Annotated in this window: 29 protein-coding genes; 4 read left to right on the forward strand and 25 right to left on the reverse strand. The window is 40.7% G+C overall.

The features are described from left to right. A partial coding sequence (locus HZR21_RS12055) for an IS3 family transposase (RefSeq protein WP_330872713.1) occupies positions 1-73 on the forward strand: 73 nt, incomplete at its 5' end. A gap of 10 nt (positions 74-83) precedes the next feature. Here HZR21_RS12055 and HZR21_RS08145 read toward each other — a convergent pair. The 19 genes from HZR21_RS08145 to fabT form a co-directional block, all read right to left on the reverse strand. Continuing rightward, positions 84-1,112: a hypothetical protein gene (locus HZR21_RS08145; RefSeq protein ID WP_180747224.1), complete on the reverse strand. Its 1,029-nt coding sequence runs from the start codon at positions 1,110-1,112 to the stop codon at positions 84-86. Positions 1,113-1,354: 242 nt separating this feature from the next. After that, a complete protein-coding gene (locus HZR21_RS08150; RefSeq protein ID WP_180747225.1) occupies positions 1,355-2,290 on the reverse strand; it encodes an AAA family ATPase in 936 nt (311 codons plus the stop codon). Then, positions 2,287-2,478, reverse strand: a complete 192-nt coding sequence (locus HZR21_RS08155; protein ID WP_180747226.1) for a hypothetical protein — start codon at positions 2,476-2,478, stop codon at positions 2,287-2,289. The genes HZR21_RS08150 and HZR21_RS08155 overlap by 4 nt, the downstream gene beginning before the upstream one ends. Positions 2,479-2,652: 174 nt before the next feature. Then, positions 2,653-2,808, reverse strand: a complete 156-nt coding sequence (locus HZR21_RS08160; protein WP_180747227.1) for a hypothetical protein — start codon at positions 2,806-2,808, stop codon at positions 2,653-2,655. An 8-nt stretch (positions 2,809-2,816) separates the two neighbouring features. After that, the gene (locus tag HZR21_RS08165; RefSeq protein WP_180747228.1) at positions 2,817-4,415 is read right to left on the reverse strand and encodes an NAD(P)/FAD-dependent oxidoreductase; all 1,599 of its coding nucleotides are present in this window, start codon (positions 4,413-4,415) and stop codon (positions 2,817-2,819) included. Between the two features lie 148 nt (positions 4,416-4,563). Then, complete coding sequence (locus HZR21_RS12185; RefSeq protein ID WP_374940025.1) at positions 4,564-5,160, reverse strand: endonuclease/exonuclease/phosphatase family protein; 597 nt, start codon at positions 5,158-5,160, stop codon at positions 4,564-4,566. 99 nt (positions 5,161-5,259) lie between these two features. Continuing rightward, on the reverse strand, positions 5,260-5,598 hold the full coding sequence (locus HZR21_RS12190) for a hypothetical protein (RefSeq protein WP_374940024.1): 339 nt from the start codon (positions 5,596-5,598) through the stop codon (positions 5,260-5,262). A gap of 90 nt (positions 5,599-5,688) precedes the next feature. Beyond that, on the reverse strand, positions 5,689-6,447 hold the full coding sequence (locus tag HZR21_RS08175) for an acetyl-CoA carboxylase carboxyl transferase subunit alpha (RefSeq protein WP_180747229.1): 759 nt from the start codon (positions 6,445-6,447) through the stop codon (positions 5,689-5,691). Beyond that, on the reverse strand, positions 6,440-7,321 hold the full coding sequence (accD, locus tag HZR21_RS08180) for an acetyl-CoA carboxylase, carboxyltransferase subunit beta (protein WP_180747230.1): 882 nt from the start codon (positions 7,319-7,321) through the stop codon (positions 6,440-6,442). The genes HZR21_RS08175 and accD overlap by 8 nt, the downstream gene beginning before the upstream one ends. 9 nt (positions 7,322-7,330) lie before the next feature. Further along, positions 7,331-8,701, reverse strand: coding sequence for an acetyl-CoA carboxylase biotin carboxylase subunit (gene accC / locus HZR21_RS08185; RefSeq protein WP_180747231.1), 1,371 nt, complete (start codon positions 8,699-8,701; stop codon positions 7,331-7,333). Between the two features lie 63 nt (positions 8,702-8,764). Then, on the reverse strand, positions 8,765-9,187 hold the full coding sequence (gene fabZ, locus HZR21_RS08190; RefSeq protein ID WP_180747232.1) for a 3-hydroxyacyl-ACP dehydratase FabZ: 423 nt from the start codon (positions 9,185-9,187) through the stop codon (positions 8,765-8,767). Continuing rightward, the gene (accB, locus tag HZR21_RS08195) at positions 9,184-9,660 is read right to left on the reverse strand and encodes an acetyl-CoA carboxylase biotin carboxyl carrier protein (RefSeq protein ID WP_180747267.1); all 477 of its coding nucleotides are present in this window, start codon (positions 9,658-9,660) and stop codon (positions 9,184-9,186) included. The genes fabZ and accB overlap by 4 nt, the downstream gene beginning before the upstream one ends. Before the next feature lie 11 nt (positions 9,661-9,671). Further along, complete coding sequence (gene fabF, locus HZR21_RS08200) at positions 9,672-10,919, reverse strand: beta-ketoacyl-ACP synthase II (protein WP_180747233.1); 1,248 nt, start codon at positions 10,917-10,919, stop codon at positions 9,672-9,674. An 87-nt stretch (positions 10,920-11,006) separates the two neighbouring features. Continuing rightward, a complete protein-coding gene (fabG, locus tag HZR21_RS08205; protein ID WP_004260961.1) occupies positions 11,007-11,741 on the reverse strand; it encodes a 3-oxoacyl-[acyl-carrier-protein] reductase in 735 nt (244 codons plus the stop codon). 114 nt (positions 11,742-11,855) lie between these two features. Then, entirely contained in the window at positions 11,856-12,779 is a 924-nt protein-coding gene (gene fabD / locus HZR21_RS08210) for an ACP S-malonyltransferase (RefSeq protein WP_180747234.1), read from the reverse strand. A 69-nt stretch (positions 12,780-12,848) separates the two neighbouring features. After that, entirely contained in the window at positions 12,849-13,805 is a 957-nt protein-coding gene (gene fabK, locus HZR21_RS08215) for an enoyl-[acyl-carrier-protein] reductase FabK (protein WP_180747235.1), read from the reverse strand. 97 nt (positions 13,806-13,902) lie between these two features. Beyond that, positions 13,903-14,130 (reverse strand): acyl carrier protein, encoded by a 228-nt coding sequence (locus HZR21_RS08220; protein ID WP_004260973.1) that lies wholly within the window; start codon positions 14,128-14,130, stop codon positions 13,903-13,905. Between the two features lie 81 nt (positions 14,131-14,211). Further along, positions 14,212-15,192: a beta-ketoacyl-ACP synthase III gene (locus HZR21_RS08225; protein WP_180747236.1), complete on the reverse strand. Its 981-nt coding sequence runs from the start codon at positions 15,190-15,192 to the stop codon at positions 14,212-14,214. Then, positions 15,189-15,629, reverse strand: coding sequence for a fatty acid biosynthesis transcriptional regulator FabT (fabT, locus tag HZR21_RS08230; RefSeq protein WP_180747237.1), 441 nt, complete (start codon positions 15,627-15,629; stop codon positions 15,189-15,191). The genes HZR21_RS08225 and fabT overlap by 4 nt, the downstream gene beginning before the upstream one ends. A 214-nt stretch (positions 15,630-15,843) precedes the next feature. On the opposite strand from fabT, the gene HZR21_RS08235 reads away from it, so the two are divergent. Continuing rightward, complete coding sequence (locus tag HZR21_RS08235; protein ID WP_180747238.1) at positions 15,844-16,941, forward strand: NAD(P)H-dependent flavin oxidoreductase; 1,098 nt, start codon at positions 15,844-15,846, stop codon at positions 16,939-16,941. A 120-nt stretch (positions 16,942-17,061) separates the two neighbouring features. Continuing rightward, positions 17,062-18,006 (forward strand): dihydroorotate oxidase, encoded by a 945-nt coding sequence (locus HZR21_RS08240; RefSeq protein WP_180747239.1) that lies wholly within the window; start codon positions 17,062-17,064, stop codon positions 18,004-18,006. Positions 18,007-18,544: 538 nt separating this feature from the next. Here the strand turns inward: HZR21_RS08240 and lpdA are convergent. The 5 genes from lpdA to lplA all read right to left on the reverse strand — a co-directional run bounded on the left by lpdA (position 18,545) and on the right by lplA (position 24,907). Next, positions 18,545-19,957, reverse strand: coding sequence for a dihydrolipoyl dehydrogenase (lpdA, locus tag HZR21_RS08245; protein ID WP_180747240.1), 1,413 nt, complete (start codon positions 19,955-19,957; stop codon positions 18,545-18,547). 4 nt (positions 19,958-19,961) lie between these two features. Then, a complete protein-coding gene (locus HZR21_RS08250) occupies positions 19,962-21,290 on the reverse strand; it encodes a dihydrolipoamide acetyltransferase family protein (RefSeq protein WP_180747241.1) in 1,329 nt (442 codons plus the stop codon). A 499-nt stretch (positions 21,291-21,789) separates the two neighbouring features. After that, entirely contained in the window at positions 21,790-22,770 is a 981-nt protein-coding gene (locus HZR21_RS08255) for an alpha-ketoacid dehydrogenase subunit beta (RefSeq protein ID WP_004260996.1), read from the reverse strand. Continuing rightward, positions 22,771-23,883: a thiamine pyrophosphate-dependent enzyme gene (locus HZR21_RS08260; RefSeq protein WP_004260998.1), complete on the reverse strand. Its 1,113-nt coding sequence runs from the start codon at positions 23,881-23,883 to the stop codon at positions 22,771-22,773. 40 nt (positions 23,884-23,923) lie between these two features. Then, entirely contained in the window at positions 23,924-24,907 is a 984-nt protein-coding gene (gene lplA / locus HZR21_RS08265) for a lipoate--protein ligase (RefSeq protein WP_180747242.1), read from the reverse strand. 244 nt (positions 24,908-25,151) lie between these two features. Between lplA and HZR21_RS08270 the strand changes: the two genes are divergently transcribed. Next, complete coding sequence (locus tag HZR21_RS08270) at positions 25,152-25,937, forward strand: alpha/beta fold hydrolase (RefSeq protein WP_180747243.1); 786 nt, start codon at positions 25,152-25,154, stop codon at positions 25,935-25,937. A 248-nt stretch (positions 25,938-26,185) separates the two neighbouring features. Here HZR21_RS08270 and HZR21_RS08275 read toward each other — a convergent pair whose 3' ends face one another. Further along, positions 26,186-26,326: a hypothetical protein gene (locus tag HZR21_RS08275; protein ID WP_180747244.1), complete on the reverse strand. Its 141-nt coding sequence runs from the start codon at positions 26,324-26,326 to the stop codon at positions 26,186-26,188. Positions 26,327-26,330: the final 4 nt, after the last annotated feature.

Below are 26,330 nucleotides of genomic sequence, written 5' to 3' on the forward strand. Positions count from 1 at the left end.
TTATAATTCAAAACGAATCCATCAAAGTTTAGGGTATCTTACACCTAATCAATTTGAAAAGGTAAGTGCTTAAAATAAATAGATTAAAATTCTACGTTTGTTACTCTAAAAAATTGACTTAACGTCAGAAACTCAACAATATAAAAATCAGAAAAAATATCCTGACTAAATTTTTCGTTCTTAGTCATATCAATATGCACTTTAGCAGTAATCTCTGATTTTTCACTAGGTGAAAGTAAAGCGTTAACCACTTTTGGAGACTTATCATCAGATTTTCCAATTCTTTGTTTTGATAAAGCCTGAACCAAAAAGTGATAAGCAATTTGTTTGTAATTAAAATCAGAAATACGATGATAATATTTGGCATCAAACACATAGATGTTATCGCTATTTTTTGACAAGAAATCATAAATAACTTCAGTTTGAACACCATTTTCTATCTTATGTTTAACTTGTTTATCAAATCTGACTGGACTGATCGGAAAAATATCTGGATTTTTACTATTACCAATTTTGGCTAATTCATTATATGAGTTTAACAAAAAAGTATCCATTATTTTTTCCAAAATATGATTAAAATTCCGAATCAAGAATACTGTTTTACTTGAATCCAAATAGGATTGCCAGTTAAAGTAAGAGATTAGATTAATTATCAGTTTACGTTCAATATCTTTAAATGTTGTTGAAAGCAAAACTTTCAGATTTTTGACAATATACCGAGGATTACTTTCAAAAATATCAACATTAATCTGTTGATTAATAAAAGTACCAAATTTAAAATCTTGTCCTAAACGTTTAAAACCATCATTTATTACATAAATCATGCATTGCGCAATAAAAGATTCATAATTAACCTGCTTTTCACAAATAAAAGGAAATGTCACCACTTGATTATTTGAGAAGTAAACAGGCGATTTTTGAAGCGTTTTACTCCAGTTTATCTTATTTGAATAACCAGAAAAATATTGTCGTTCACTATAAGTATGGAGACCAAATTGATGATAATAAGTATAAACTTCAAGATAGGCACTTATTGGGAAATTATTCGTTTTCTGATTATTTTCAAAAACACCTGGAACATTGAGATTGATTTTTAAAAAAAGTTGTTTCAAAATTACGATATCAGTCTCTTCAGCATAAAAATGGTCTGGAAAACTAATGATACTTCTACCATTTTTCGTTTTGACACTTACAATATTTTCTAATATCTAGCTTTTGAGCATCTTTTTCATTAATTTCTTCTTTGTGATTAAAGATAAAATAATCATCAGTTATCTTCATGTTATTCTTCCTGATTTACTGCAATAATTTCAGGATTAAAAATCGCTTTACTTTTTTGGAAAGCAAAATAAATTTAACTAAAATTACCATCTTTATATTCATCTGCAAACAATGATTTTTCACTATTAAAAATACTTGATTTTTCAACATCTTCCCATAGATAGTTTAACAATTTATTTTGAATTTGAACTTCTGGATCTACACTTTTGGAGATAAAAAATGCTCCTAGTTGTTTATCCTCAGATAACTTCATTTCTTTTGTTATAAACTGATTGAGGTTAACTCGAAATGTGTTCCATGAGATATCTTGTCCAGCATATTTAAAGTACCAATCCTCAAAATTACCTGGCTCATCAATAGAGGTATAAATCATTTCAAAGCGTCTTTTAAAAGCAGTATCCATCGCAAAAACATTTTGATCACTGGTATTCACTGTACCTATAATCGTAAGATTATTTGGGATATAAATTTTCTTACTCTCAGCATTAGGCTCTGAATAGATAGATTTAGCAATAAATGCATTATTAACGTGATACTCTGAATCACCATTTTTATTACGGTCTAATAACTGAAATAAATCACCAAATACAGCAGCAACATTGGCACGACTCATTTCTTCTAGAATTAGAAAGATGTGCTGATTAGGACTAGCTATTGCCATTTTCAGCGCTTGTGTAAAAATACCAAGATTTTCAATAAATTTAGCATTTTGCCCTTCATCAGTAGTCGGCATAATTTGACCTACAAAATCGCTATAAGAATATTCTGGGTGCAAAGTTGTCCGGAAAACAAAAGCAGACTCTGAATCATTGAACTTATCAAAATTAGGATATATTTCTCTAATTTTTTGCGATACAGCATACGATTTTCCAGTTCCAGGTGCACCAAAATACAAGAGATTTTTCCCTACCACAGAAGATTCAGCTGTATTATTTGAAATAAATACGGCTGTCCCATCAGAATTTGTATTTTTTTCAATATATTCATTAATTATATTTATAGTTTTCACTGCCGTTGGGGTGTGATATTATTAAGAGATATTTTATCACCAAATTGCTTCTCAATTTCTTTTTGACGATCAATTCCAAAATGATAGAGGAGTATTAACATCCTTTTCCCTTTATCCAAATCATCATTAAAACTAATTTTTTCCAACTCAGTTGAATAAATATACTCAATCAGTTCTTCTGTTGTCATGCTCTGATCTTCCTTTTAGTGTAGTTTATTTCTTTCTTAAAATTTATTTTTCTTAATTTTTATTATAACATATTTTTTATATAAAAAATCGAAGTATAAAAACACTTCGATAATTAATTTATTCAAAAACAAACCTATATATGATAATAATTTATCTCCCCTAAACATCATAAATCATAAATTGTAATCCATACGAATATCAGAAAACACACTTTCCGCAGATTTTGTACGGCCTTCAAGCATATCTGTATAGCCTTTTAAAAGTTCAATATCCATATGTTCAGCCGTCAGTGGACTTATTTCAAGAATTTGAGCTCGTGTTTGTTTCATATTGACTCCTACTCAACAGCAGAAAACTCCCCAATCAAAGCCTCAGCACATTTCAAGCCGTCAATGGCAGCTGAAACAATCCCGCCTGCAAAGCCAGCCCCTTCTCCACTCGGATAAATACCTTTAGTTGAGACAGATTGGAAACTGTCTTCATCTCGATTAATTCGCAAGGGTGATGACGAACGTGATTCAACGCCTGTCATTACGGCATCTGCCATGGCAAAGCCGTGTAATTTTTTATCCAATCCCGTCAGGGCTTCTCTCAATGCCTCCGTAATATAATCTGGGAATAAGGCTGACAAATCCGTTGGCTTAACGCCTAGAGAATAGCTTGGTGTGACACTTGCCATTGCTGTCGACGGTTGTTTTTTGAGGAAATCTCCAACTAATTGGGCTGGTGCTTGATAGGTGCTACCGCCTAACTCAAAGGCTTCCTGCTCTAACGCTCGTTGGAAGGCAATACCTGCCAGAGGATGATCGCTGCCAAAATCTTCCGGGAAGACTTGGACTAAAAGCCCGCTGTTGGCATTGTTTTGATTCCTTGCGTGTTCACTCATGCCATTGGTCACGAGGTGGCCTGCCTCAGATGCTGACGCGACGACAAGACCACCTGGGCACATGCAAAAGGTATAAACACCTCGGCCGTTGCTGGCTTTGTAGGTCAAGCGATATTCCGCAGCGCCAAGTCTGGGATGCCCAGCGAACTCTTTATATTGAGCACGATTGACGACTTCTTGCGGGTGCTCCACGCGAACGCCAACTGCAAAGGGTTTAGCCGTCATCTTCACGCCATCCGCATAGAGCTCGCTAAACGTATCACGCGCGCTATGCCCAATCGCCAAAATCGCCTGTTCAGCCAAAATTTCTTCACCTGTTGTCAGAACCAAGCCTTGCAGCTGACCATCCGAAATCTTGAAATTTTTAACCTGCGTCTCAAACCGCACCTCGCCACCTAGCGCGATGATTTCCTTGCGGATATTTTTCACGATATCACGCAACAAATCCGTTCCAACATGCGGATGCGCCTTGTAGAGAATTTCCTCCGGCGCGCCAGCATTGACGAACTCCGTCAGCACCTTGCGCCCACGCAAATCTTTGACACGACTGGTCAACTTTCCATCCGAAAACGTCCCTGCGCCACCCTCGCCAAACTGCACGTTCGACTGAGGATTCAACTCCCCTTTGGTCCAAAATGCGTCTATGGATTTAACACGGTCATCGACGGCTTCGCCGCGTTCCAGAACGAGTGGCTTGTAGCCCATTTGCGCAAGGAGGAGTGCAGCATACATGCCAGCCGGTCCAAAACCGATAACGACTGGTCGGCATGACATTTTCTTAGTCCCAATTTTGGGATTTTTGTAAGTCAAATCCGGTGAGGGTGCCACATTTTTATACTTGCCGGTCAAAAATTTGCTTTCATCTTTAAGCTTTACATCTACCGTATAGATAAAGTTGATTTCGCCACGTTTTCTGGCATCAATGGATTCCTTGTAAATTCTGAAATCCAGAATATCAGTCGGGCGAATTTTCAGCTTTATAGCCACTTGATTTTTGACCGCTGACATCTCGTCATGGATTGAAATTTTGATTTGTGTGATTCTTAGCATAGGTCTCTTTCCATTTGGCTATTATCTTAGCGCGAAAGCAGCTTAGATAAATAGCTATGTACCACGTGCCTTAGTGGTTCTACCACTTAGGCGTGGGACAATAAGTCTTAATTTGGCAAAAAATAACTCCAATTTTTCGCTATTGTCTTTAGTTACTCGTACTTAATTCAAAAGTCATGACGACTGGATTGTGGTCACTTGATTTAAAGTCATTTTGAATGGTTTTGATATTCAAGCTCTTGATATTTTCCGATACCAGAAAGCCATCAATCACGCCCAATGTAGAATGGTCGCCATAAGCTGTCCCATTGCTGCGGACTGAAGGGGCATTTGTTGGTGCAACGACTCGCAGCTTATGAGATAATTTAGCCGTCGGAAATGGTTTCATCCAGGTCAGTTCAGGATGCGCCTCACCTGATAACACATGGTTATAATCCCCACCACAAATCACATAATCTCCAGCATCAGCATGTGCTTTCATATTGTCAAAAAGCTTGATCAACTGCGCAGCCTGAATCACCTCATCTTTGATGAAAGCAGACAAATGAACATTGTAAATAAAAAGTTTCTTACCATTGTCAACAGTTACTTCACTCACACTAAAGGCGCGGTCAAGGTCGAAAAACTTATTAAAATTCGTCTCTATCGGTAAGCGATAGCGTGTGGCTTGAGTCATCTGACCTTTGGATAAAGTCAGCAATCCTGACTTGGCCTTGCCAATCGGCTGAGTAACAGGATAAAACAAATAGGCAGAATGATAGTTGTTAGCAAAACTACTATTGTATCCAGGATTTTTAGTCCTGAAGAAGTCGGGTTGGTCTACTTTAAATGATCGATCACCCTCTTAGTCAACTTCTTGCATGTTAACAAAGTCAGGGTTTTCAGACGTTAAAAGACGATGATCCTCTGTTAAATTTGCTAGGACATCTGCCTTTGAGCGCGCACGGACTTCCTTGCCACCATCCATAAAGAAGGTGTAGTCAGCAGGATAAGCACCATAACCAATGTTAAAAGTCATGATTTTATAGACTTGATTGGGTGAAATTTGTTTTGAGTGCTCTGCCCTTTTAATTGGCAAGGTCTGCTTGTCAGGTAGGCGGTCATATTGCAGGTAAACGTAGGCGATATAAATACCTACGATTAAAATCAACAATACAAGCAAACTTAAAATAATTTTTATCATGTTTCTCATCCCTTTATTATACTAAAAAATCAGTGATTATGCGTGGTTGCTTTATATCATAACACAAAAAAACGCTTCAAGCGCTTCTTTTTAATATTTTCTAAATCGTTGATAGCGGGCTTCAACCAGCTCGTCAGTTGTCAGCTTAGACAAATTGTCGAGTTCTGTTATCAAAGCTGCTTTCAAGATGTCAATTGTGTTTTCTTCTGAGATAATCTTGTCAATTACGCCATTTTTGAGCAAATCTTTAGACGTAATCTTCAAAAGTTCAGCCGCTTCAGGCGCACGTGATGAATCTTTCCAAAGAATCGTCGCAAAACCTTCTGGCGATAAAATGCTATACATGGCATTTTCCAACATCCAAACACGGTCAGCAACTGCCAAAGCCAGCGCTCCACCAGAACCACCCTCACCATTAATAATGGCAATAATCGGCACTCTAAGGTCACTCATCTCTAGCAAATTGCGCGCAATCGCTTCACCCTGACCACGTTCTTCCGCGCCAGAGCCAGGAAAGGCACCTGCCGTATTAATGAAGGTGATGATTGGTCGACCGAATTTTTCAGCCTGCTTCATCAAACGCAAAGCCTTGCGGTAACCTTCCGGATGCGGTTGACCAAAATTACGGTCAAGGTTATCTTGCAAGCCCTTGCCCTTTTGAATCCCGACAATGGTCACTGGACGCCCAGCAAGACTAGCAATACCACCAAGAATAGCCCCATCATCTCTGAAATTGCGGTCACCGTGAAATTCGATAAAGTCATCGAAAATCTGTGTCGCATAGTCAAGCGTCGTCAAACGGTCTTGACTCCGTGCTAACTGGACAATTTTATTTGCACTATCAGCCATTTGATTGTCCTCCTGTTCCACGTGTATGCAATTTCAAAATTTGACCGATTGTCGTCGCAAGTTCTGTGCGTTTGACAATCTTATCAACAAACCCATGTGCTTGCAAAAATTCAGCCTTTTGGAAATCATCTGGTAAATTTTCGCGCACTGTTTGCTCAATTACACGTCGTCCTGCGAAACCGATAAGGGTCTGAGGCTCAGCCAAGATAATATCACCTAGCATGGCAAAAGATGCTGTCACACCACCCGTCGTTGGATCTGTCAATACCGTCAGGTATAACAAGCCAACATTAGAATGGCGCTTAACGGCAGCAGATATTTTAGCCATTTGCATCAGGCTCATAATCCCTTCTTGCATGCGCGCGCCGCCAGAGGCTGCAAAAATGACAACGGGTAATTTTTCAGTTGTCGCGTATTCAAACAAGCGGGTAATTTTCTCGCCAACAACCATACCCATAGATGCCATGATAAAGTTTGAATCCATAATCGCAAGGGCTATTTTTTGACCTTTAATCATAGCAGTACCAGTTAGGACGGCTTCATCAAGTTCTGTTTTAGCTTTAGCAGCAGCTAATTTATCCAGATAACCTGGAAAATTAAGCGGATCAGTCGTTTCAATGCCTGTAAACAATTCAGAAAATGTATCTGCATCTGCTACAAGATTCAAACGTTCCTGTGCTGAAATTCTAAAATTGTAACAGCAAAACGGGCAGACTTTCTCTTGTCCTAAATCCTTGGTGTAAATCGTGTGCTTACAACTTGGACATTTGGCGAAGAGTTCATCTGGTACTTCTGGCGTGCTATTTTGCTCATTAAGACGCGAACGGTTGGGATTGATGCGAATGTATTTACTTTTTTTCTTAAATAAAGCCATAGTCTTCTATCAATCCTCTTTTTTTAAGTAATTAGGTAAAAATGTTTCACCCAGAAAAGCTGTGTCGTAATCACCTGCGATGACATGACGATCAGAAATCAAATCAAGTTGGAACTCAGCATTGGTTTTAACACCTTCAACTTCAAGCTCAAAAAGCGCACGTTGCATTTTCATCAAGGCTTCGAAACGGTTTTCACCATGAACGATGATTTTCGCAATCATACTATCATAGAAAGGTGGAATCGTATAACCTTGATACATGGCAGAATCAACCCTTAAGCCGACCCCACCAGAGGGCAAGTATAAGTCCGTAATCTTACCTGGACTTGGCGCAAAATTGAACTTAGGATTTTCAGCGTTAATCCGACACTCAATGGCATGACCAGTGATCTTGATATCTTCTTGCGTGATATCAAGTGCTTCACCTGCTGCAATCTTGATTTGATTCTTAACGATATCTACATTGGTTACAAATTCAGTAACTGGATGTTCCACTTGAATCCGTGTGTTCATTTCCATGAAATAGAAATCACCAGTCGACTCGTCTAATAAGAATTCAATCGTCCCAGCATTTTCATAGCCTACATGTTTAGCCGCAGCAACTGCTGCTGCACCAATTTTTTCACGTAAGGTATGACCAATTGCAATTGAAGGTGCTTCTTCAAGCACTTTTTGGTTGTTACGTTGCAATGAGCAATCTCGCTCACCCAAATGGACAACATGACCTTGCTCATCAGCTAAAATTTGAACCTCGATATGGCGTGCAGGATAAATCACACGTTCCATATACATGGCACCATTACCAAAAGCGGCTTGAGCCTCAGCTTGAGCAGAAGAGAAATTAGGAAGTAGTTCTTCTTGCGAATTAACTTTACGAATCCCTTTACCACCGCCACCAGCTGATGCCTTAAGCATCACCGGATAGCCAATTTTTTGTGCGACTTCAAGGGCTTGCGTGGCATCATAAACTTCACCATCAGAACCTGGAATGACTGGCACATTAGCAGCAATCATTTGCGCGCGCGCATTGATTTTATCGCCCATTGTATCCATCACTTTAGCAGAAGGTCCGATAAATTTAACGCCAACTTCTTCACAAAGATTGGCAAATTTTGAGTTTTCACTTAAAAAACCAAAGCCTGGATGAATAGACTCTGCCTGCAGGGTGACAGCAGCTGAAATAATTTGGTGCATGTTCAGGTATGAATCAGTCGCTTTAGCTGGGCCAATACAAACCGCTTCATCTGCTAACAAAGTATGCAAAGCTTCACGGTCAGCCTCAGAATAAACAGCAACAGTTTGAATGCCTAATTCGCGCGCCGCACGGATAATCCGTACCGCAATTTCACCACGATTGGCGATTAATATTTTTTTAAACATATCATTTCTCTTTTATTAACGCCATAATGGCTTATTTATTTCTTTTTTACTTGTTTGTAAGCTTTACTCACCAATCGCGAACGTCAAAGTACCTTTAGCTGCTAACTTACCGTCAACTGTTGCTTTAGCTTCTACAACTGCAATTGGCCCACGGCGTTTGATGAATTTAGCGTTCAAGATTAATTGATCACCAGGGACTACTTGTTTCTTGAATTTCACACCATCCATGCCTGCGTAAAAGACCAATTTGCCTTTGTTTTCAGGTTTAGACAATTCCAAAACACCCGCAGCTTGTGCCAAGGCCTCCATAATCAGGACACCTGGCATAACTGGATACTCTGGAAAATGACCATTGAAAAAAGGTTCATTGATAGTCACATTTTTAAGCGCTGTAATCTCGTCCTCAGAGTGTTCAATCACGCGGTCAACCAACAAGATAGGGTAACGATGTGGCAACGCCTCTTTAATCTGATTAATATCAATCATTTGATGCGTACCAGTTCCTCTCCGTATTCGACCATGGCCTCAGCTTGGACCAAAATTTCAGTCACGACACCATCACGCGGCGCAGGAATCTCATTCATGACTTTCATCGCTTCAATAATCAGCAAAGTCTGACCTTTTTTAACTGTATCACCAACCGCGATAAAGTCTGATTTGTCAGGTGCCGACTTAAGATAAGCCACACCAACTAAAGGACTCGTCACAACATCGCCTTCGGCAATGGCTGCAGGCGATACTTCAGGTGCTGAAACTGTAACCGGTACAGACACTTCAGCGCTCTGAGTTGGCATAACTTCTGTTGCAACAAGTGGCGCAGCCGGTGATGTTGCTGACGGTGTTACAGCACCATTATTTTTAGAAAATGCCAAGGTGAACTCATTTGTTGCGTAAGAAAATTCACGTAATGATGAGCCATCAAATTGGCTGATTAAATCTTTAACTTCGTTAATTTGAATAGACATATGTGTTATTCACCCTCCCATTTTTTAAGGGCAATGACTGCATTATGACCACCGAAACCGAGTGAGTTTGAGATGGCATATTTGATGTCATGTTGTTTCCCTTGACCCAATACAACGTTGATGACTGATGTATTGTCATCCAATTCAGTCGTACCAGCGTTAACTGGTGCGTATTGGTTGAGGATGGCTTGTAGGGTCGCAACGGCTTCGATACCGCCAGCGCCACCAAGGGCGTGACCTGTCAAGGCTTTAGTTGAAGAAACAAGAACATTTTCATCATCGCCGAAGACAGTATGAATGGCAAGTGCTTCACCTTTTTCATTGGCTTGCGTTGATGTTCCGTGCGCGTTGATATAACCAACATCGCTAGGTTGGATACCTGCTTCTTCGAGAGCAAGTTGCATGGCTTTAGCCGCACCATAACCGTCAGGAAGTGGTGTCGTCATATGGTGGGCGTCATTTGTTGAGCCGTAACCGACGATTTCAGCTAAGATGTTAGCACCACGCGCTTGTGCGTGTTCTAAACTTTCAAGAACCAAAATACCAGAACCTTCACCCAATACAAAACCAGAACGGTCTTTATCAAAAGGAATTGAGGCACGTTTAGGGTCTGTTTCAGTTGTCAAAGCAGTCAAGTTAGCAAAACCAGCCACACCAAATTCACAAATCGCCGCTTCAGTACCACCCGCTAACATCACATCCGCATAACCATGTTTGATTTCACGGAAGGCTGAACCAATAGCATTTGTACCTGCCGCACAGGCAGTCACTTCGGCACGGCTTACACCATTTGCTTTAACACGTAAAGCCACATTACCTGTCGCCATATTAGCGATTGAAAGTGGCACGAAAAGCGGTGCGACACGTTTAGGACCACGTGTCGCAAGGCGTTCACCTTGTTCCTGAATCACCGGCAAACCACCGATACCAGAACCGATGATCGCACCAAAACGATCATGGTTAAGCTCTGTATCTTCTGGGTTAATACCAGCCATATTCAAGGCTTCAAGCGCAGTATAAACAGCATAGAGACTAAAAGTATCCATGCGTTTTTTATCTTTGTGCACGAAGTATTTATCAAAAGGAAAATCTTTAACTTCACCAGCAACGCTAATCCCAGTCGCTGTCGCATCAAATTTTTTGATGGTATCAATTCCGCTGTTACCAGCTTCAAGATTTTTCCAAAATTCTTCAGGGGTGTTACCAATCGGCGATGTAATGCCATAACCTGTAATAACGACACGATTTGTCATGTGACTTACTCCTCATTTATATGTAGATAAGCGCTCAGAATGCTGATATTAAATAGACGCATTTCAAAGCCCTTTTTATTCTTAAATTTATTGCATGACCATGCCACCGTCAATGGCAATGGTTTGACCTGTGATGTATTCTTGTGTTGCGACAAACAAAGCAGCCGTTGCAATTTCTTCCACGCTACCAAAACGTTTCATCGGAATTTGTGCTTTCATAGCGTCTTTCACTTTATCAGATAAGACAGCGGTCATGTCACTTTCGATAAAACCTGGCGCAATGGCGTTGACGCGAATATTACGGCTCGCGACTTCTCGCGCAACGGATTTAGTCAGGCCAATTAACCCTGCTTTTGAGGCAGCGTAGTTGGCTTGTCCGATATTACCAATTAAACCAACAACAGAAGTCATATTGATAATCGCACCTTGACGTGCTTTTGTCATCGGTTTCAAGACAGCTTGTGTCATGTTAAAAGCACCCGTCAGATTAATTTTAAGTACGCGCTCAAAATCATCTGCTGTCATTTTTAACATAAGTTTATCTGCTGTGATACCTGCATTATTAATCAAAACATCAACACTACCAAGTGCCTCAGTCGCTTCTTGAATCATGCGTTTCGCATCTTCAAAATCACTGACATCACCAGAAACACCTACGACTTGCACGTCATATTGATCAAATTCACCAATCAGTTCTGATGTAATCTCAGAACGACCGTTAAGCACGAGATTTGCACCATTTGCGGCAAAGTGATGGGCGATAGCAAGACCAATCCCACGTGTTGAGCCTGTAATAAAGACATTTTTATTTGTAATTTCCACTTTTTATTTCTCCAAAATTGTCTGTATACTCATTTAAGTAAAGAAAGTGTACAACATTTTTGAGATATTTTTTGTCAACGAAGAAGTGACGGAAAATAGCCAAAAACGTTCGCTTTATTTACTTAATTGAGTAAACGTCGTCACATCTTCGACATGTGTGATACTAACCGTTTTATCAATTTTTTTCACAAAACCTGATAAAATTTTACCTGATCCGATTTCAATAAAGCCTGTCACGCCCATGCTAATCATCGTTTCAACAGAGTCGTAGAACTTAACAGGTTCCATGACTTGACGTGTCAACAAAGCTTTGATGTCATCAAAAGCCATCACTTGTGCGGTTGTGTTAGAAATCAAAGGTTTCTCAAAAGGTTTGAAAGCCACTGTTTCTAATTCGACTGCTAGTTTTTCAGACGCTGGTTTAAGCAAAGCTGTATGGAAAGGGCCTGAAACTTTCAAAGGAATCATCCGCTTCACACCAGCAGCTGTTAAAAGTTCAACCGCTGCATCTACCGCTGCGACTTCCCCACCGATGACGATTTGTCCTGGCGTGTTGTAGTTAGCAGGGCTCACAATCCCCTTGCTATTGAATGAGGCTTGCTGGCAAGCCGTCTCAATCACATCAGCCGCTGTATTCATGACTGCAACCATTTTACCCGAACCTGTCGGTGCTGCCTCTGCCATGTACTGACCGCGTTTTGCGATAAGTTTCACGGCGTCGGCAAATGGTAAGCTGCCACTTGCGACAAGTGCTGAATATTCACCCAAGGAAAGGCCTGCAACCACATCATAAGCGATATGGTGCGCATCAAGCAAACGTAAAATGGCGACAGATGTCGTCAAAATCGCAGGCTGTGTGTACTTTGTTTCACCTAATTTGTCGGCATCGTGATCAATTAGCTGACGTAAATCGTAGCCAAGAATTTCAGATGCTTCATCATAAGTTGCTTTGACAATGTCAAAATTGTCATATAAATCGCGTGCCATACCTAATTTTTGGGCACCTTGACCCGCAAATAAAAGACCCGTTTTTGTCATGCTATACTCCAATAATTACTGTGTTTTACTGGCTGTTGATGTCATCAACAGTCGGTCTATATCACATTTTTAATCCAACCATTTCGCAGAGGCTTTAATTTCTGCTTGGAATCCGTGGTACAAGTCCAAGATAATCTCTTCAACGGTTTCTTCTTTACGAACGAGACCGGCGATTTGACCTGCCATGACCGAACCATTGTCAACGTCTCCGTGAATGACTGAGGCTGGCAATTTACCAGCGCCCATTTCTTCAAAGACACTCAAATCAGGATCAACTTGTTTGAAGGCGGCCATTTCTGCTGCATCAAAGTCTTTTGTCAACTGATTTTTAATGGCACGAACGGCATGACCAAAATGACTAGCCGAAATGACCGTCGAAATATCTTTTGCTTTCAAAACTTTATCTTTATAGTTTTGATGTGCATTTGACTCTTTGGCTACGATAAAACGTGTGCCGACTTGGACTGCCTCAGCACCCAACATAAAGCCTGCTGCCATGCCTTTTCCGTCAGCGATACCACCTGCTGCAATAACAGGCAAATCAACAGCGTCAGAGACCTGACGGACAAGCGTCATCGTCGTTAATTGACCGATATGACCGCCTGCTTCCATGCCTTCAGCGACAATGGCATCTACGCCAATTCGTGACATTGATTTTGCTTGTGCGACGCTTGCTACGACAGGAATGACAACCATACCTGCTGCTTTGAAACGCTCCATGTATTTTTTAGGAGAGCCTGCGCCAGTCGTTACGACTTTAACACCCTCTTCGATGACGAGATCTACAATGTCATCCACAAAAGGTGAGTGTAACATGATGTTCACGGCAAAAGGTTTGTCCGTAATTTCGCGGATACGTTTGATATGACCTCTGATTACGTCCTTAGGCGCATTACCACCACCAATGATCCCAAAGCCACCTGCTTTTGAAACAGCACCAGCTAAGTCACCATCAGCAATCCAGGCCATACCACCTTGGAAGATTGGATATTCAATGTTCAATAGTTCAGTAATTTTAGTTTTCATCTTTTATTTATTTTTAGTTTTTTAAAATAGTTTGATAATCAAACTATAGGGATAAAAATTTTGAGAACGTGTGACACGCTCTCAGAATTTTTATGGATTATTCAGCAATTTTAGCGTCTACGAATTTGACCAAGTCACCAACAGTGTTAAGGCCATCTTCAGTTTCGATTGCGATATCGTATTCATCTTCAATTTCGTTGATGATTTGGAAGATGTCAAGTGAATCAGCATCAAGTGATTCAAATGATGTTTCAAGCGTGATTTCGCTTGCGTCTTTACCGAGTTCTTCAACGATAATTTCTTGAACTTTTTCAAATACTGCCATGATTAAATCTCCGTTTTTTCTATATATAGATGTATGGGACGCATGACGCCTAAACGCATTTCGTCCTTGCAATAAGATTACCTAAATTTTAACAACAAGTGTGCCCCATGTCAAGCCACCACCAAAACCAGTTAAAACAAGTTTTTGTGAGCTGCCTAATTTAATGGTACCAGCATCAACCGCTTCAGATAAAAGAATTGGAATACTAGCTGCACTTGTGTTACCGTATTCCTGCATATTTTGCAGGAATTTACAACGCTCAGTTTTGATTTTGCGTGCCATTTTATCTAAGATTCTTGAATTAGCCTGATGTAAAAGCAGATAATCAATATCATCTGGATTTAATTCGGCTTTTTCAAGACTTTCTAAAATATTTTTAGGCACATCTCGAACGGCAAAATCAAAAATCGCACGACCATCCATTTTCAAAAACAAGTCATCTTCCGACTCAGATTTTGAAAATGGTGAGTTAGCATGTGTTAGATTACTGGTCAAACTCATGCCACGATTACCGTCAGATTTCAAAGACTCTGCTAAAATTAACGGCGTATCTGATGATGCTTGGAGCAAAACACCTCCTGCACCATCACCGAACAAAACGCTTGTCGAACGGTCTGACCAGTCGACGATTTTTGACAAGACTTCAGCACCGATGACAATACCATTACGATAAGCACCACTCGCAATCAACTTATCAGCAACCGATAGGGCATAGACAAAACCACTACATGCTGCTGTTAAATCAAAAGCAAAGGCTTTAATTGCCCCTATTTTAGCCTGAACAAGGCTAGCAGTACTAGGCATATTACCATCAGGTGAAACTGTTGCGACGATGATAAAGTCAAGGTCTTCAGCTGCTAGTGATGCTTTTTCAAGTAATTGTTGCGCAACATTAGCGGCTAAATCGGATGTATTTTCATCTTGAACGATATGGCGTTGTCGAATCCCTGTTCGGGATGCAATCCATTCATCAGATGTCTCCATGATTTGACTTAAATCATCATTTGTCACGACTTGCTCTGGTGCATAGTGCGCAGTTGCCGTTAATTTGGCAAAAGTCATTTAATTTCCTCCAAAAATGTGTGAAGATTTTCCAGACCTGTTTGTAAAATTTTCACGGAATCATCTGGTAGGTCTGCAACAAAGCGTTTGACCATTTCACGGTGAAACTTACGATGTAAGCGATAGAGCAGGCGACCTCGGCTAGACAAGGACACATTAACGACTCGCCTATCATGTTCACTGCGGTAACGTTTAATGTAGCCTTTCTTCTCCAGTCGATTAAGCGACACGGTAACCGTGCCTACCGTCAACATTAAGTCTTTAGCAATATCACTTGGTGTCGTCATTTTGGCTTCACCAATGCTGTCAATCGTATGCATCTCCTTAATAGAAACATCTGAAAAACGAGATGTCCGTAAGGTTGCCTCCTCAATAATCAAAACATTGTTGAAAATATGAGTGAGATATTTATTTATTTTTGTATAATCTACCACCAACCATAGTCCCTTTCACGAATATCGTTTTGATTGTCAAGTTGTTTGATTATCAAATTATATCAGGATATGTTTTGACTGTCAAGATAAATTTTTTTTGAATAAATAGTTTGACAATCAAGCAAGTTTTGTTAAAATAAGTTATATGGTTTAGATTATCTAGTTATCAAAACAATGAAAAAATATAATGATGATTATATCTATAAGAGGAAGAATAATGAAACTACCAGAACTTAAAATAGGCGACTTGACAGCGAAAATCCCTGTCATCCAAGGTGGTATGGGGATTGGTATTTCCCTAAATAGACTGGCAGGCACTGTTGCTGCCGAGGGTGGGATTGGTATTTTATCAACTGCCCAAATTGGTTTCCAAGAAGAAAATTTTCAACGTGCTTCTGTTAGAACCAACCTGCAAACAATCAAAAAACAATTAGACAAAGCGCGTAGCTTTGCTAAAGGTGGGATTCTCGGTTTCAACGTCATGGTGGCGAGTTTCCGTTATGACGATGTGGTCAGAGCGACAGTCGAAGCCGGTGCTGATGTGATTATCTCTGGCGCTGGTCTACCAATGAACTTACCTGATTTAGTTGGTGATGCTAAAACAAAGATTGCGCCAATTGTATCATCTGTTAAAGCTGCCAAACTCATCTTACGAAATTGGGCTAAAAAATATAACCGGACAGCTGACTTTGTCGTCATTGAAGGCCCTAAAGCTGGTGGTCACCTCGGTTTTAAAGCGGATCAAATCGACGAAGCCATCCTAACCATGGACGATGAAGTCGTTAAAATTATCGCGCACGTTAAAGAATACGAAGAAAAATTCAATATGAAAATCCCTGTGATTTTCGCAGGCGGTGTTTGGGATCGTTCAGACATTGACCATTACTTGAGCCTTGGGTGTTCTGGCGTGCAAATGGCAACGCGTTTCATCGGGACTCAGGAATGTGATGCACCAGATGACTTTAAAGACCGTTTCTTAAAAGCAACCGAAGATGATATTCATTTGACAACATCCCCTGTTGGTTTACCAGGTCGTGCTATTGATAATAAATTCACTGAAACCATTACCAACGGAGTTGCGGCCTACAAGGAGCAAGAAGCACCTAAAACGCCGATTATTCCAATCGCTAAATGTTTGAACTGCTTGCAGCACAAACTCTGTGACCGCAAAACGATTCCATATTGTATCAGTGAAGCTTTGCTGAATTCTGTCGAGCATAACACGGATATGGGCTTGATTTTCTCTGGGACTAATGGTTACCGGATTAATGAAATCACGACGGTTAAAGCGATTTTTGATGAGATTGCGGTTTAATCAGCACCTGACAAGTTTCTTCGCAGACTTGTCTTTTTTACCCTTTGTCTAAAGCCTTAAAATTTGCTAAAATAAGACTAACACTCATCTACAAAAATTGAAGAATATATGGAGACGCTCATGCCAACTTTACAAGCCACTTTCTACGGTCACACTTATGACAATCCGTTTATGAACGCTTCAGGCGTGCATTGTATGACGATGACAGAACTTGATGCGCTCGCAGATTCTGCAGCTGGTTCATTTGTGACCAAGTCTGCGACAGCAGAGGCGCGCGAGGGTAACCCTGAGCCACGCTATGTCAATGTTGATTTAGGTAGTATTAATTCTATGGGATTGCCAAATTTAGGATTGGATTACTATCTTGATTACGCGATTAAGCGTCAAGCTAGTCATCCAGACCAACCTTTTGTGATGAGCGTTGCCTCTTATCAAGGTTTCGATGAATACGTTGCTAACATGCGCAAAATTCAAGAAAGTGACTATACTGGCTTGGTTGAATTAAATCTGTCTTGCCCTAATGTGCCTGGCAAGCCACAAATGGCCTATGATTTTGAAGATACGGACAGACTTTTGACTGAAATCTTTGCCTTCTATACCAAACCTTTTGGGGTGAAATTACCGCCATATTTTGACATCATGCACTTTGATAAAATTGCGGCCGTCCTCAACCAATTTGACCTCAAATTTGTCAACTGTATCAATTCTATCGGAAATGGCTTGTATATTGATGAAGTAACTGACACGGTAGTCATTAAACCTAAAGGTGGTTTTGGCGGCATCGGTGGCGAATATGTCAAACCGACTGCCCTTGCCAATGTCCGTGCCTTGAAGCAACGTCTGAACCCAAGCATCGAAATCATCGGTACTGGTGGGATTTTGACTGGGCGTGATGCCTACGAACATTTGCTTTGTGGCGCTTCTATGCTCCAAGTTGGGACGCAGCTTGAAAAAGAAGGCCTTGGTGTATTTGAGCGTTTAACTAAGGAATTGCTGGCAATTTTAGAAGCGAAAGGCTATGCGTCGATTGCTGAGTTTAAGGGGATGCTTGGGACTTTGGATTAAGTATTATAAAATAAATTGGAGGCTTAGATAGATATCCTCTAAAAAATAGGTTATGAACGACTTTCCGTGTTAGTTGCAATCGTTCATAGCCTATTTCTTTTTTATTTTGTGATAACTTATCAAGCAACATAAGTAATCGAATATTTTGGGGAAACAATACCAAATTAGTAAGAATACCGTTGATTTTGTGCGAAATCGATATTCTTTCTCAGAAACAATGACAAATTGGTAAAAAACCGTTGTTTTTGTGCGAAATCGGTATTCTTTCTCAGAAACAATGCTAAATTAGTAAGAAAACCGTTGATTTTGTGCGAAATCGGTATTCTTTCTCAGAAACAATGCTAAATTAGTAAGAAAATCGTTGTTTTTGTGCGAAATCGGTATTCTTTCTCAGAAACAATGCTAAATTGGTAAGAAAATCGTTGTTTTTGTGCGAAATCGGTATTCTTTCGAAAATAAAACAAGGCTGAGGACTTTTGTCCCAGCCTTGTTTTATTTTGTCTGAACTTTACGTTTCAGAGCTATTTTCTTCTATAGATTAAATATGAATCGGCACACCATCAGCAAGCTCACTTGTGTCCATAATCGCTTCACCAAGTGTTGGGTGAGGGTGAACAGTCATTGAAATGTCTTCTGTTGTCAGACCATTTTCAATTGCAAGCGCGAACTCACTAATCAAGTCACTGGCACCAGGACCAGCGATTTGAGCGCCAATTACGACGCGTGTTGCTTTATCACTCAAAATTCGAATAAAGCCCTTTGTTGCATTCATCGTAATGGCACGACCATTGGCTGCAAATGGGAATTTGCTGACCATGAAGTCTAAGTTTTTCTCCTTAGCTGTATCAATGGTTTCACCCATTGTCGCCAATTCTGGATCACAGTAAGCAACTGCAGGAATTGAAATCGCACAGTTTCTCATGTCTTCGCCAGCAACGTTTGCTGCAGCGACTTTAGCTTCATAGCTAGCTTTGTGCGCAAGCATTGGGCCTTCAACGATATCACCGATAGCATAAATGTGCGGTACGCTTGTTTGTTGACGGTCATTGACAATGATTTGTCCGCGATCTGTCAATTTAACGTCAGTTGTATTCAAACCAAGTTCATCTGTATTTGGTTTTCTGCCGACTGAAACGAGACAGTAGTCTGCTTCAATTTCAACTTCTTTACCGTCAACTTCGTAAGTGACTTTTACAGAGCTGTCATCTTGAACCGCTGCTTTAGCTTTAGCATTAGTAATGATTTCTACGCCTTTTTCTTTAAAGTCATCAACAACAAAGCTATACATTTCTTTGTCAAAACCATTTAAGATGTGTGGTAGGCCTTCTAGAATCGTGACTTTTGAGCCAAGGTTGGCATAAGCACCTGCTAACTCACTACCGATGACACCACCACCGATAACAACAAGATGTTTGGGTACTTCAGGCAAGCTAAGTGCACCTGTTGAATTTACGACACGACCTTTAAATGCAAAGCCTGGGATTTCAATTGGTCGGCTACCTGTCGCAATGATACATTTTTCAAATTCCAAAAGATGGCTTTCATCTTCAGAAATGACATTCACCACTTGATTGTCATTGAACCGGGCTTCACCGCGGACAATATCAATTTTATGTTTTTTCAAAAGCATGGCAACACCACCTGTTAAGGTATTGACAACTTTCTCATTTTTCCATTTTTGTGTTGCTTCCCAGTCCAAAGTTGCGCCTTTAGACTGCACACCCATGATGCTATCCATTTGGTGGTTTTGACTATAATAAGCATGACCTGCATTGATCAACGCTTTAGATGGAATACATCCGATATTGAGACAGACACCACCGATGGCATCACGTTCAATAATCGTTACTTTTTGACCCAATTCAGCAGCACGGATGGCTGCGACATAGCCGCCAGGTCCACTTCCGATAACGATTGTTTCAACACTTTTTGCTTGACTTCCTACAACCATTACATTAAACCTCCATCAGCATATATGCTGGATCATTAAGCATTTTTTTCAAGTCATTCATGGCGCTTTGTGCCAACATACCATCAATGAGACGGTGGTCGAATGACAATGATAATTTCATCATGTTACCAACGACGATTTCGCCTTCTTCATTGACGATTGGCTCTTTGGCAATGGTGCCCAAGCCTAGGATTGCTGCTTCATTGACATTGATAATAGGGGTAAACCAGTTACCTCTTGCACTACCGATGTTTGAAATCGTAATCGTTGAACCCGAAGCCACGTCTGGTGTTAATTTACCATCGCGCGCACGGACTGCCAAATCAGCGATTTCTTTAGCGATCGCAAGGATTGATTTTTGATCCGCATTTTTAACAACTGGTACAAATAAACCGTTTGGTGTATCAACTGCAATCCCAACATGGATGCCTTCTGGGTAAACGATTTCTGATTTTGCCATGTCAACATGCGCATTCAAATCAGGGAAACGTTTCACCAATGATGCCAAAGCTTTGGCAACATAGGCCATGTAAGTCAATTTAACATCTTGTTGCAAAGCCACATCTTTAAATGTCGCACGGTGTGCCATCAATTTAGACACTTCAACTTGCTCAAACAAGGTTACGTGTGGCACATTTTGTTTTTGACTTGTCATGTTACGCGCAATCGCTTTTCTGATTGGCGTCATTGGCACGCGACCTGCTTTTTCAGCTGGTGCGCTGGCTGGCGCTGCAGGTGCCGCAACCGCTGCTGATTCAGCAAGAGGTGCTACTTCAGCTTCGGCTGGCGCAACAGGTGCACCAGTACGGTTCAAGGCATTCTTCACATCATCTAAAGTCAAGTTACCGTGACGACCTGTTGCCGCAACGGTAGTCAAATCAATGTTATTTTGACGTGCAAAACGACGAACTGTTAGCATGGCACGGACTTTACCAGCAATGACTGGTGCTGTTTTGCCTTCAACTGGCGCTGCTGCTTCTTGCTCAACTGCTTCGTTGATTGCCGCAATTGGTGCAGGTACAGCTGGTGCTGCTTCTGCTACGGGTTCGCTTGCTGCTGGTGCCGGTGCTGCATCCCCTGCAGCAGAACCTGAGCCATCGCCATCAAATTCGATCAACGGTGCGCCAACTTCAACGACTGTCCCCGCTTCAACAAACAATTTTGTAATTTTACCACTGTAGGGTGATAAAATTTCTTGTAGCAATTTATCATTTTGAATTTCTGCTATGGCATCATCTACCTTAATCGTATCGCCAACTTTGACTAACCAGCTAGCAATCTCCCCTTCGTGCATGCCCTCGCCAACGTCTGGCATCCGAAAAATTTCTGTCATTTTACTACTCCCTCTAATCTAGTTTATAAACCGCAATACCTAGTGAAAAAGATCAATCACAGAACCGGCGTAAACGCCGAACCATGTGATTGCCTATTTTCATACGGCGCCAAGCGCAGTTTAACACCTTTTTTCTAATCTAGTTTATAAACCGCAACGCCTAGTGAAAAAGATCAATCACAGAACCGCCCTAAACGCCGAACCATGTGATTGCCTATTTTCATACGGCGCTAAGCGCGGTTTAACACCTTTTTTCTAATCTAGTTTATAAACCGCAACGCCTAGTGAAAAAGATCAATCACAGAACCGCCCTAAACGCCGAACCATGTGATTGCCTATTTTCATACGGCGCTAAACGCGGTTTAACACCTTTTTTCTAATCTAGTTTATAAACCGCAACGCCTAGTGAAAAAGATCAATTACAGAACCGCCCTAAACGCCGACCCATGTGATTGCCTATTTTCATACGGCGCTAAACGCGGTTTAACACCTTTTTTCTTTACTCGTAAGATAAAACATTTTTAACTGAGTTAATCACGTCATCAACTTGTGGCAACCAGTCATTTTCAGCTGCACCGAAAGGATAAACACTATCTGGTGCTGAAACGCGACCGATTGGCGCTTCCAAGCTCATGATGAAACGCTCAGAAATTTCTGCCATGACAGCACTGCCAATTCCCGCTTGACGTTGTGCTTCCTGCGCCACAACAACACGGCCAGTCTTCTCAACTGATTTGCCGATCGTCTCGATATCCAACGGGCTTACTGTCCGCAAGTCGATAACTTCCGCATTGATGCCTTCTTTTTCAAGCATTTCTGCTGCTTTCAAACAAACCGGTACCAAACCACCATAGGTAATAATGGAGATGTCTTCACCTGCTTTAGCAACTGCTGCTTTATCTAAAGGCGTTGTGTAGTAGCCCTCTGGCACTTCGCCTTTGATTGAACGATAAAGTTTGAGGTTTTCTAGGTAAACGACTGGGTCATTGGATTCAATCGCTGATAGCAAGAGACCTTTAGCATCTGCCGGGTTACTTGGCATGACAACACGCAATCCTGGCGTTTGAGCCATCAAGCCTTCCAAGTTATCCGCGTGCATTTCTGGCGTGTGTGTTCCACCACCATAAGGCGCACGGACAACAATTGGAAACTCACGAGTACCGTGGAAACGGAAACGATTTCGTGCCATTTGACCTGAAAGTGAATCCATGACTTCAAAGATGAAACCGAAGAATTGGATTTCCATAATTGGGCGGAAGTTTTGTGTTGTCAAACCAATAGCCAAACCTCCGATGGCACTTTCAGCCAAGGGTGTATCAAAGACGCGTTCGTCTCCATACTTTTGGTTTAAACCATCTGTTGCTCGGAAAACACCACCATTTTTACCGACATCTTCGCCAAAAATGAGGACATTTTCATCTTTTTCAAGTGCTAAATCTAATGCTTCTGTAATCGCTGCGATATAAGTTTTGACTGCCATTTATTTGCCCGCCTCTCTGAATTTTTCGATTTGTTCTGCTTGTACAAAACCTGGTTGCTCAAATGTAGTTTCGATAAATTCTGACACTTTTTGTTTTTGAACATTATCAGCTTTTTTCACAGCGTCGTCGATTTCTGCATTCACTTCTTCTTTGTACTCTGACTCAATCGCTTCGTTCCAGAGATTTTTGTTTTCTAGGAAGATACGCATGCGGATGAGTGGCTCAAGTTTTTGCCATTCTTCGATAGATTCTTTTGTCCGATAACGTAAAGGATCGTCACCACTCATTGAATGTGGTTCAAGACGGTCAGTCATCGTTTCAATAAGAACAGGACCATTTCCAGCTACTGTCCATTCACGCGCTTTTTTAGCCGCGAGGTAACAAGCAATGGCATCCATCCCGTCAACGACGATACTTGGAATCCCTGCACCCCAACCTTTAGAGGCTAAGTGTGTTGCTGCTGTTTGAACTTTACGTGGTGTTGAAATGGCATAGCCATTATTTTGGATGATAAAGACTGCATTTGCTTTAAAAGCACCCGCAATATTCATCCCTTCATAGGTGTCACCTTGTGATGAACCACCATCACCTGTATAAGTGTAGGCACAAGCATCCAGTTGACGTTTTTTCATGCCAAGACCGATACCTGCTGCTTCAACGAATTGTGCACCAATGATGATTTGTGGGAACCAAGTGTTGATCCCTTCCATCAAGTTACCTTCGTGATGCCCACGGCTCCAGAGAAAGGCTTTATAGATTGGAAAACCTTTGTGGATCATTTGGGGAATATCACGGTAACCTGGCATCAAGTAATCGGCATCGTTAAAGGCGAAACTTGTCGCTGTTTGACTGGCTTCTTGACCACGTGTAGGTGCCACAAAACCAAGTCGACCTTGTTTGGCTAACTTGACACTACGTTCATTGAGGACCAATTGTTTGATCATGCGTTTCATGAGTTCAACCAATTTGTCATCTGATAATTCAGCTGCTTCAAATCCAGCTTCGTCGATGATATTTCCGTCTTTATCCAAGACGCTTAATTCTTTAAAGCTATCATCTTGTACTTGCAATTGTTGTTCGAAATTTAAAATTTCTAATGCTTGACTCGTCATTCTTTGCCTCCTATAATATAGTACTTGCGTGTTGTAGCTATCAGTCGTTGATGAGTGACAGCACTTCGTCATTTGAAATCGTACCGAAATATTTTTTATCTTGATTTTGAACCAAAATATCTCGAATGGTTGCTTCTTCAAATGGCACACCGATGAGTTGTGGGATCAATCTCTCGATATCTTCCACACCCAAGAAATCACCACCAAAGTGAATATCTTGAATGATCCCTTGGACAATGTCTGCTTTAATGTCTAAGATACCACCTGCAAATTTTTCATGTGCATGGTAGTTAAAAGCAGGACTTTCACCGTAGTTCCATTCCCAAGTTGAGAATTTTTCTTTTTCTAGCGTTTTGATTTCGTTTAATTGTGTTTCAGTTAATTGAATCGGTTGGTCTTGACCATTGCGGCTCAATTCATCTGTCAATGCTGCTTGAAAATCTTCTAATGTTAAGTCTGGCGCGTATTGTTTGATACTGCCGACACGACTTCTAACACTTTTAACAGCTTTCGAGATGAATTTTTCATCGCTCACGTTCAAGACACGCACCATGGTTTCAACATCCACATCAAACATGAGTGTGCCATGATGCATTAAGTAACCGTCTTGATAACGTTGCGCATTGCCGCTGATTTTTTTACCGTCTAAGACCAAGTCGTTACGACCGGTAATCTCGACTGGAATGCCTAATTTGTGAAGGGCATCTACAACCGGTTGGACGAAAACTTTCCAATCCACATCTTCTGGCCGTGCAACCGGAATGATAAAGGTGAAATTTAAATTCCCCAAATCATGGTAAACAGCACCTCCGCCTGTAACACGGCGGATGACTTCAATGTCTTTTTCTTTGACAACGGCTTCGTTGACTTCTTCATAGGTATTTTGATGTTTACCAACGATGACTGCATTGTTATTTTGCCATAAAGTAAAAACAGGCGACTCAGGTTTTAAATGAGTCAGCAACCATTCATCCATTGCAATGTTAAATGGTGCAGTCCTGTTTTTATTTACAAAATATCGCATTAACTAATCCCCCTAATTATTTTGACTTCAAATACATTTGCAGAGCATCTGTCATCTTCTCTTGTATGAGTTAATAACTTCGCTCTATCGGAGCTTTTCAGCATGATACCAAATGATGATTTGAAATCGCTTTCCATGTTCTATTATTCAATGTTTTCATTAATTTTTCAACTAATTTGACTGGAAATTAATCAACCTTTTTGTTTATAATGGATATACGACTAAATATAAGGCGGAAATCGAATTGAATTTTAAGACAAGTGATGGTGTAACCCTAGAGTTTTCAAGCGTTGGCGAGGGGATACCGATTATTTTTATCGCGGGTTATTCTGGGCATGAATACAGTTGGTCTGCGCAAACGGATTTTTTGAGTCAGAGTGGTTTTAGATGTCTTCATCTTGATAAACGAGGGCACGGCAAAAATGCCGATGTGATTTCTGGTCTGCGGATTAGTCGCCAAGCAAAAGATATCAAAGAAATGGTTGACTTACTTGGACTTGAAAGTTACCATATCATCAGCCACTCCATGGGGTGTGGGGTTGCTTTTGAGTACATTAGTTTATTTGGTGACCGTGACGTCAAGAGCGTAACTTTTATAGATAGCAGCCCGAAACCGATTAATACACCTGACTGGCACCTTGGTATGTATGGCTTGACTTGGCAGACGATTACTGAGGCCAATACGACTTTGGCGAGTCTCTCATTGATTAAAAAGAAAATCGATACAGATTTATTGCGCAAGATGATGCGAGGCAATCAAGTTTTTAAATTTGAGCAAACCGAGCCTTTATTGCTTGACCTACTAACTAAGGATTACCGAGACGTGCTCAAGCAAACCACACGCCCGATTTTATTTATTTCAGGCGAGCTATCGCCACTTTTCCCAACGCAATTAACGACCTATTATGTTGAGACCGCCCAACACGCGCAAAGCTTTCTAGCTAAAGGTGCAGGCCACTTACCTTACGCTGAAAGCCCCGATGAAACGAATCACGTCCTCTTGAGTTTCTTACAGGAAAATGGTTGCTGATGATTTTTAAGGTTTGTTAACATACAAAAAACAGCCATAAAAACATGACTATTTTGAAAGTATTACAAATGATTTAAAAGTCTACTGAACTATAACCATCTTCTATTCATCCCTCTAGGATTAATCTTGTAAAATTATAGTATAATTGACTTGCAGGCAATTATTTTCGTGTGTTCGCAATCAAAAGTTAACGTTTCTTTTCATCACAGTTTCAGTGCTCCCCAGCTACTTGATTGACTGTTTTGAATTTAAGTGATGAGGTGTCTAGATGACATCATTGACTTGACAATAACTTTGGATTGTTTGACCACTTTGATAATCGCTTGTTTTTTTGCGCCTTCAAATCCGTCATAAACAATCCTTTCATTTTTTTCAATTGTCAACATCATCGTT

It is taken from the genome of Pseudolactococcus laudensis (genome assembly GCF_013449735.1).
Taxonomy (GTDB): Bacteria; Bacillota; Bacilli; order Lactobacillales; family Streptococcaceae; genus Pseudolactococcus; species Pseudolactococcus laudensis.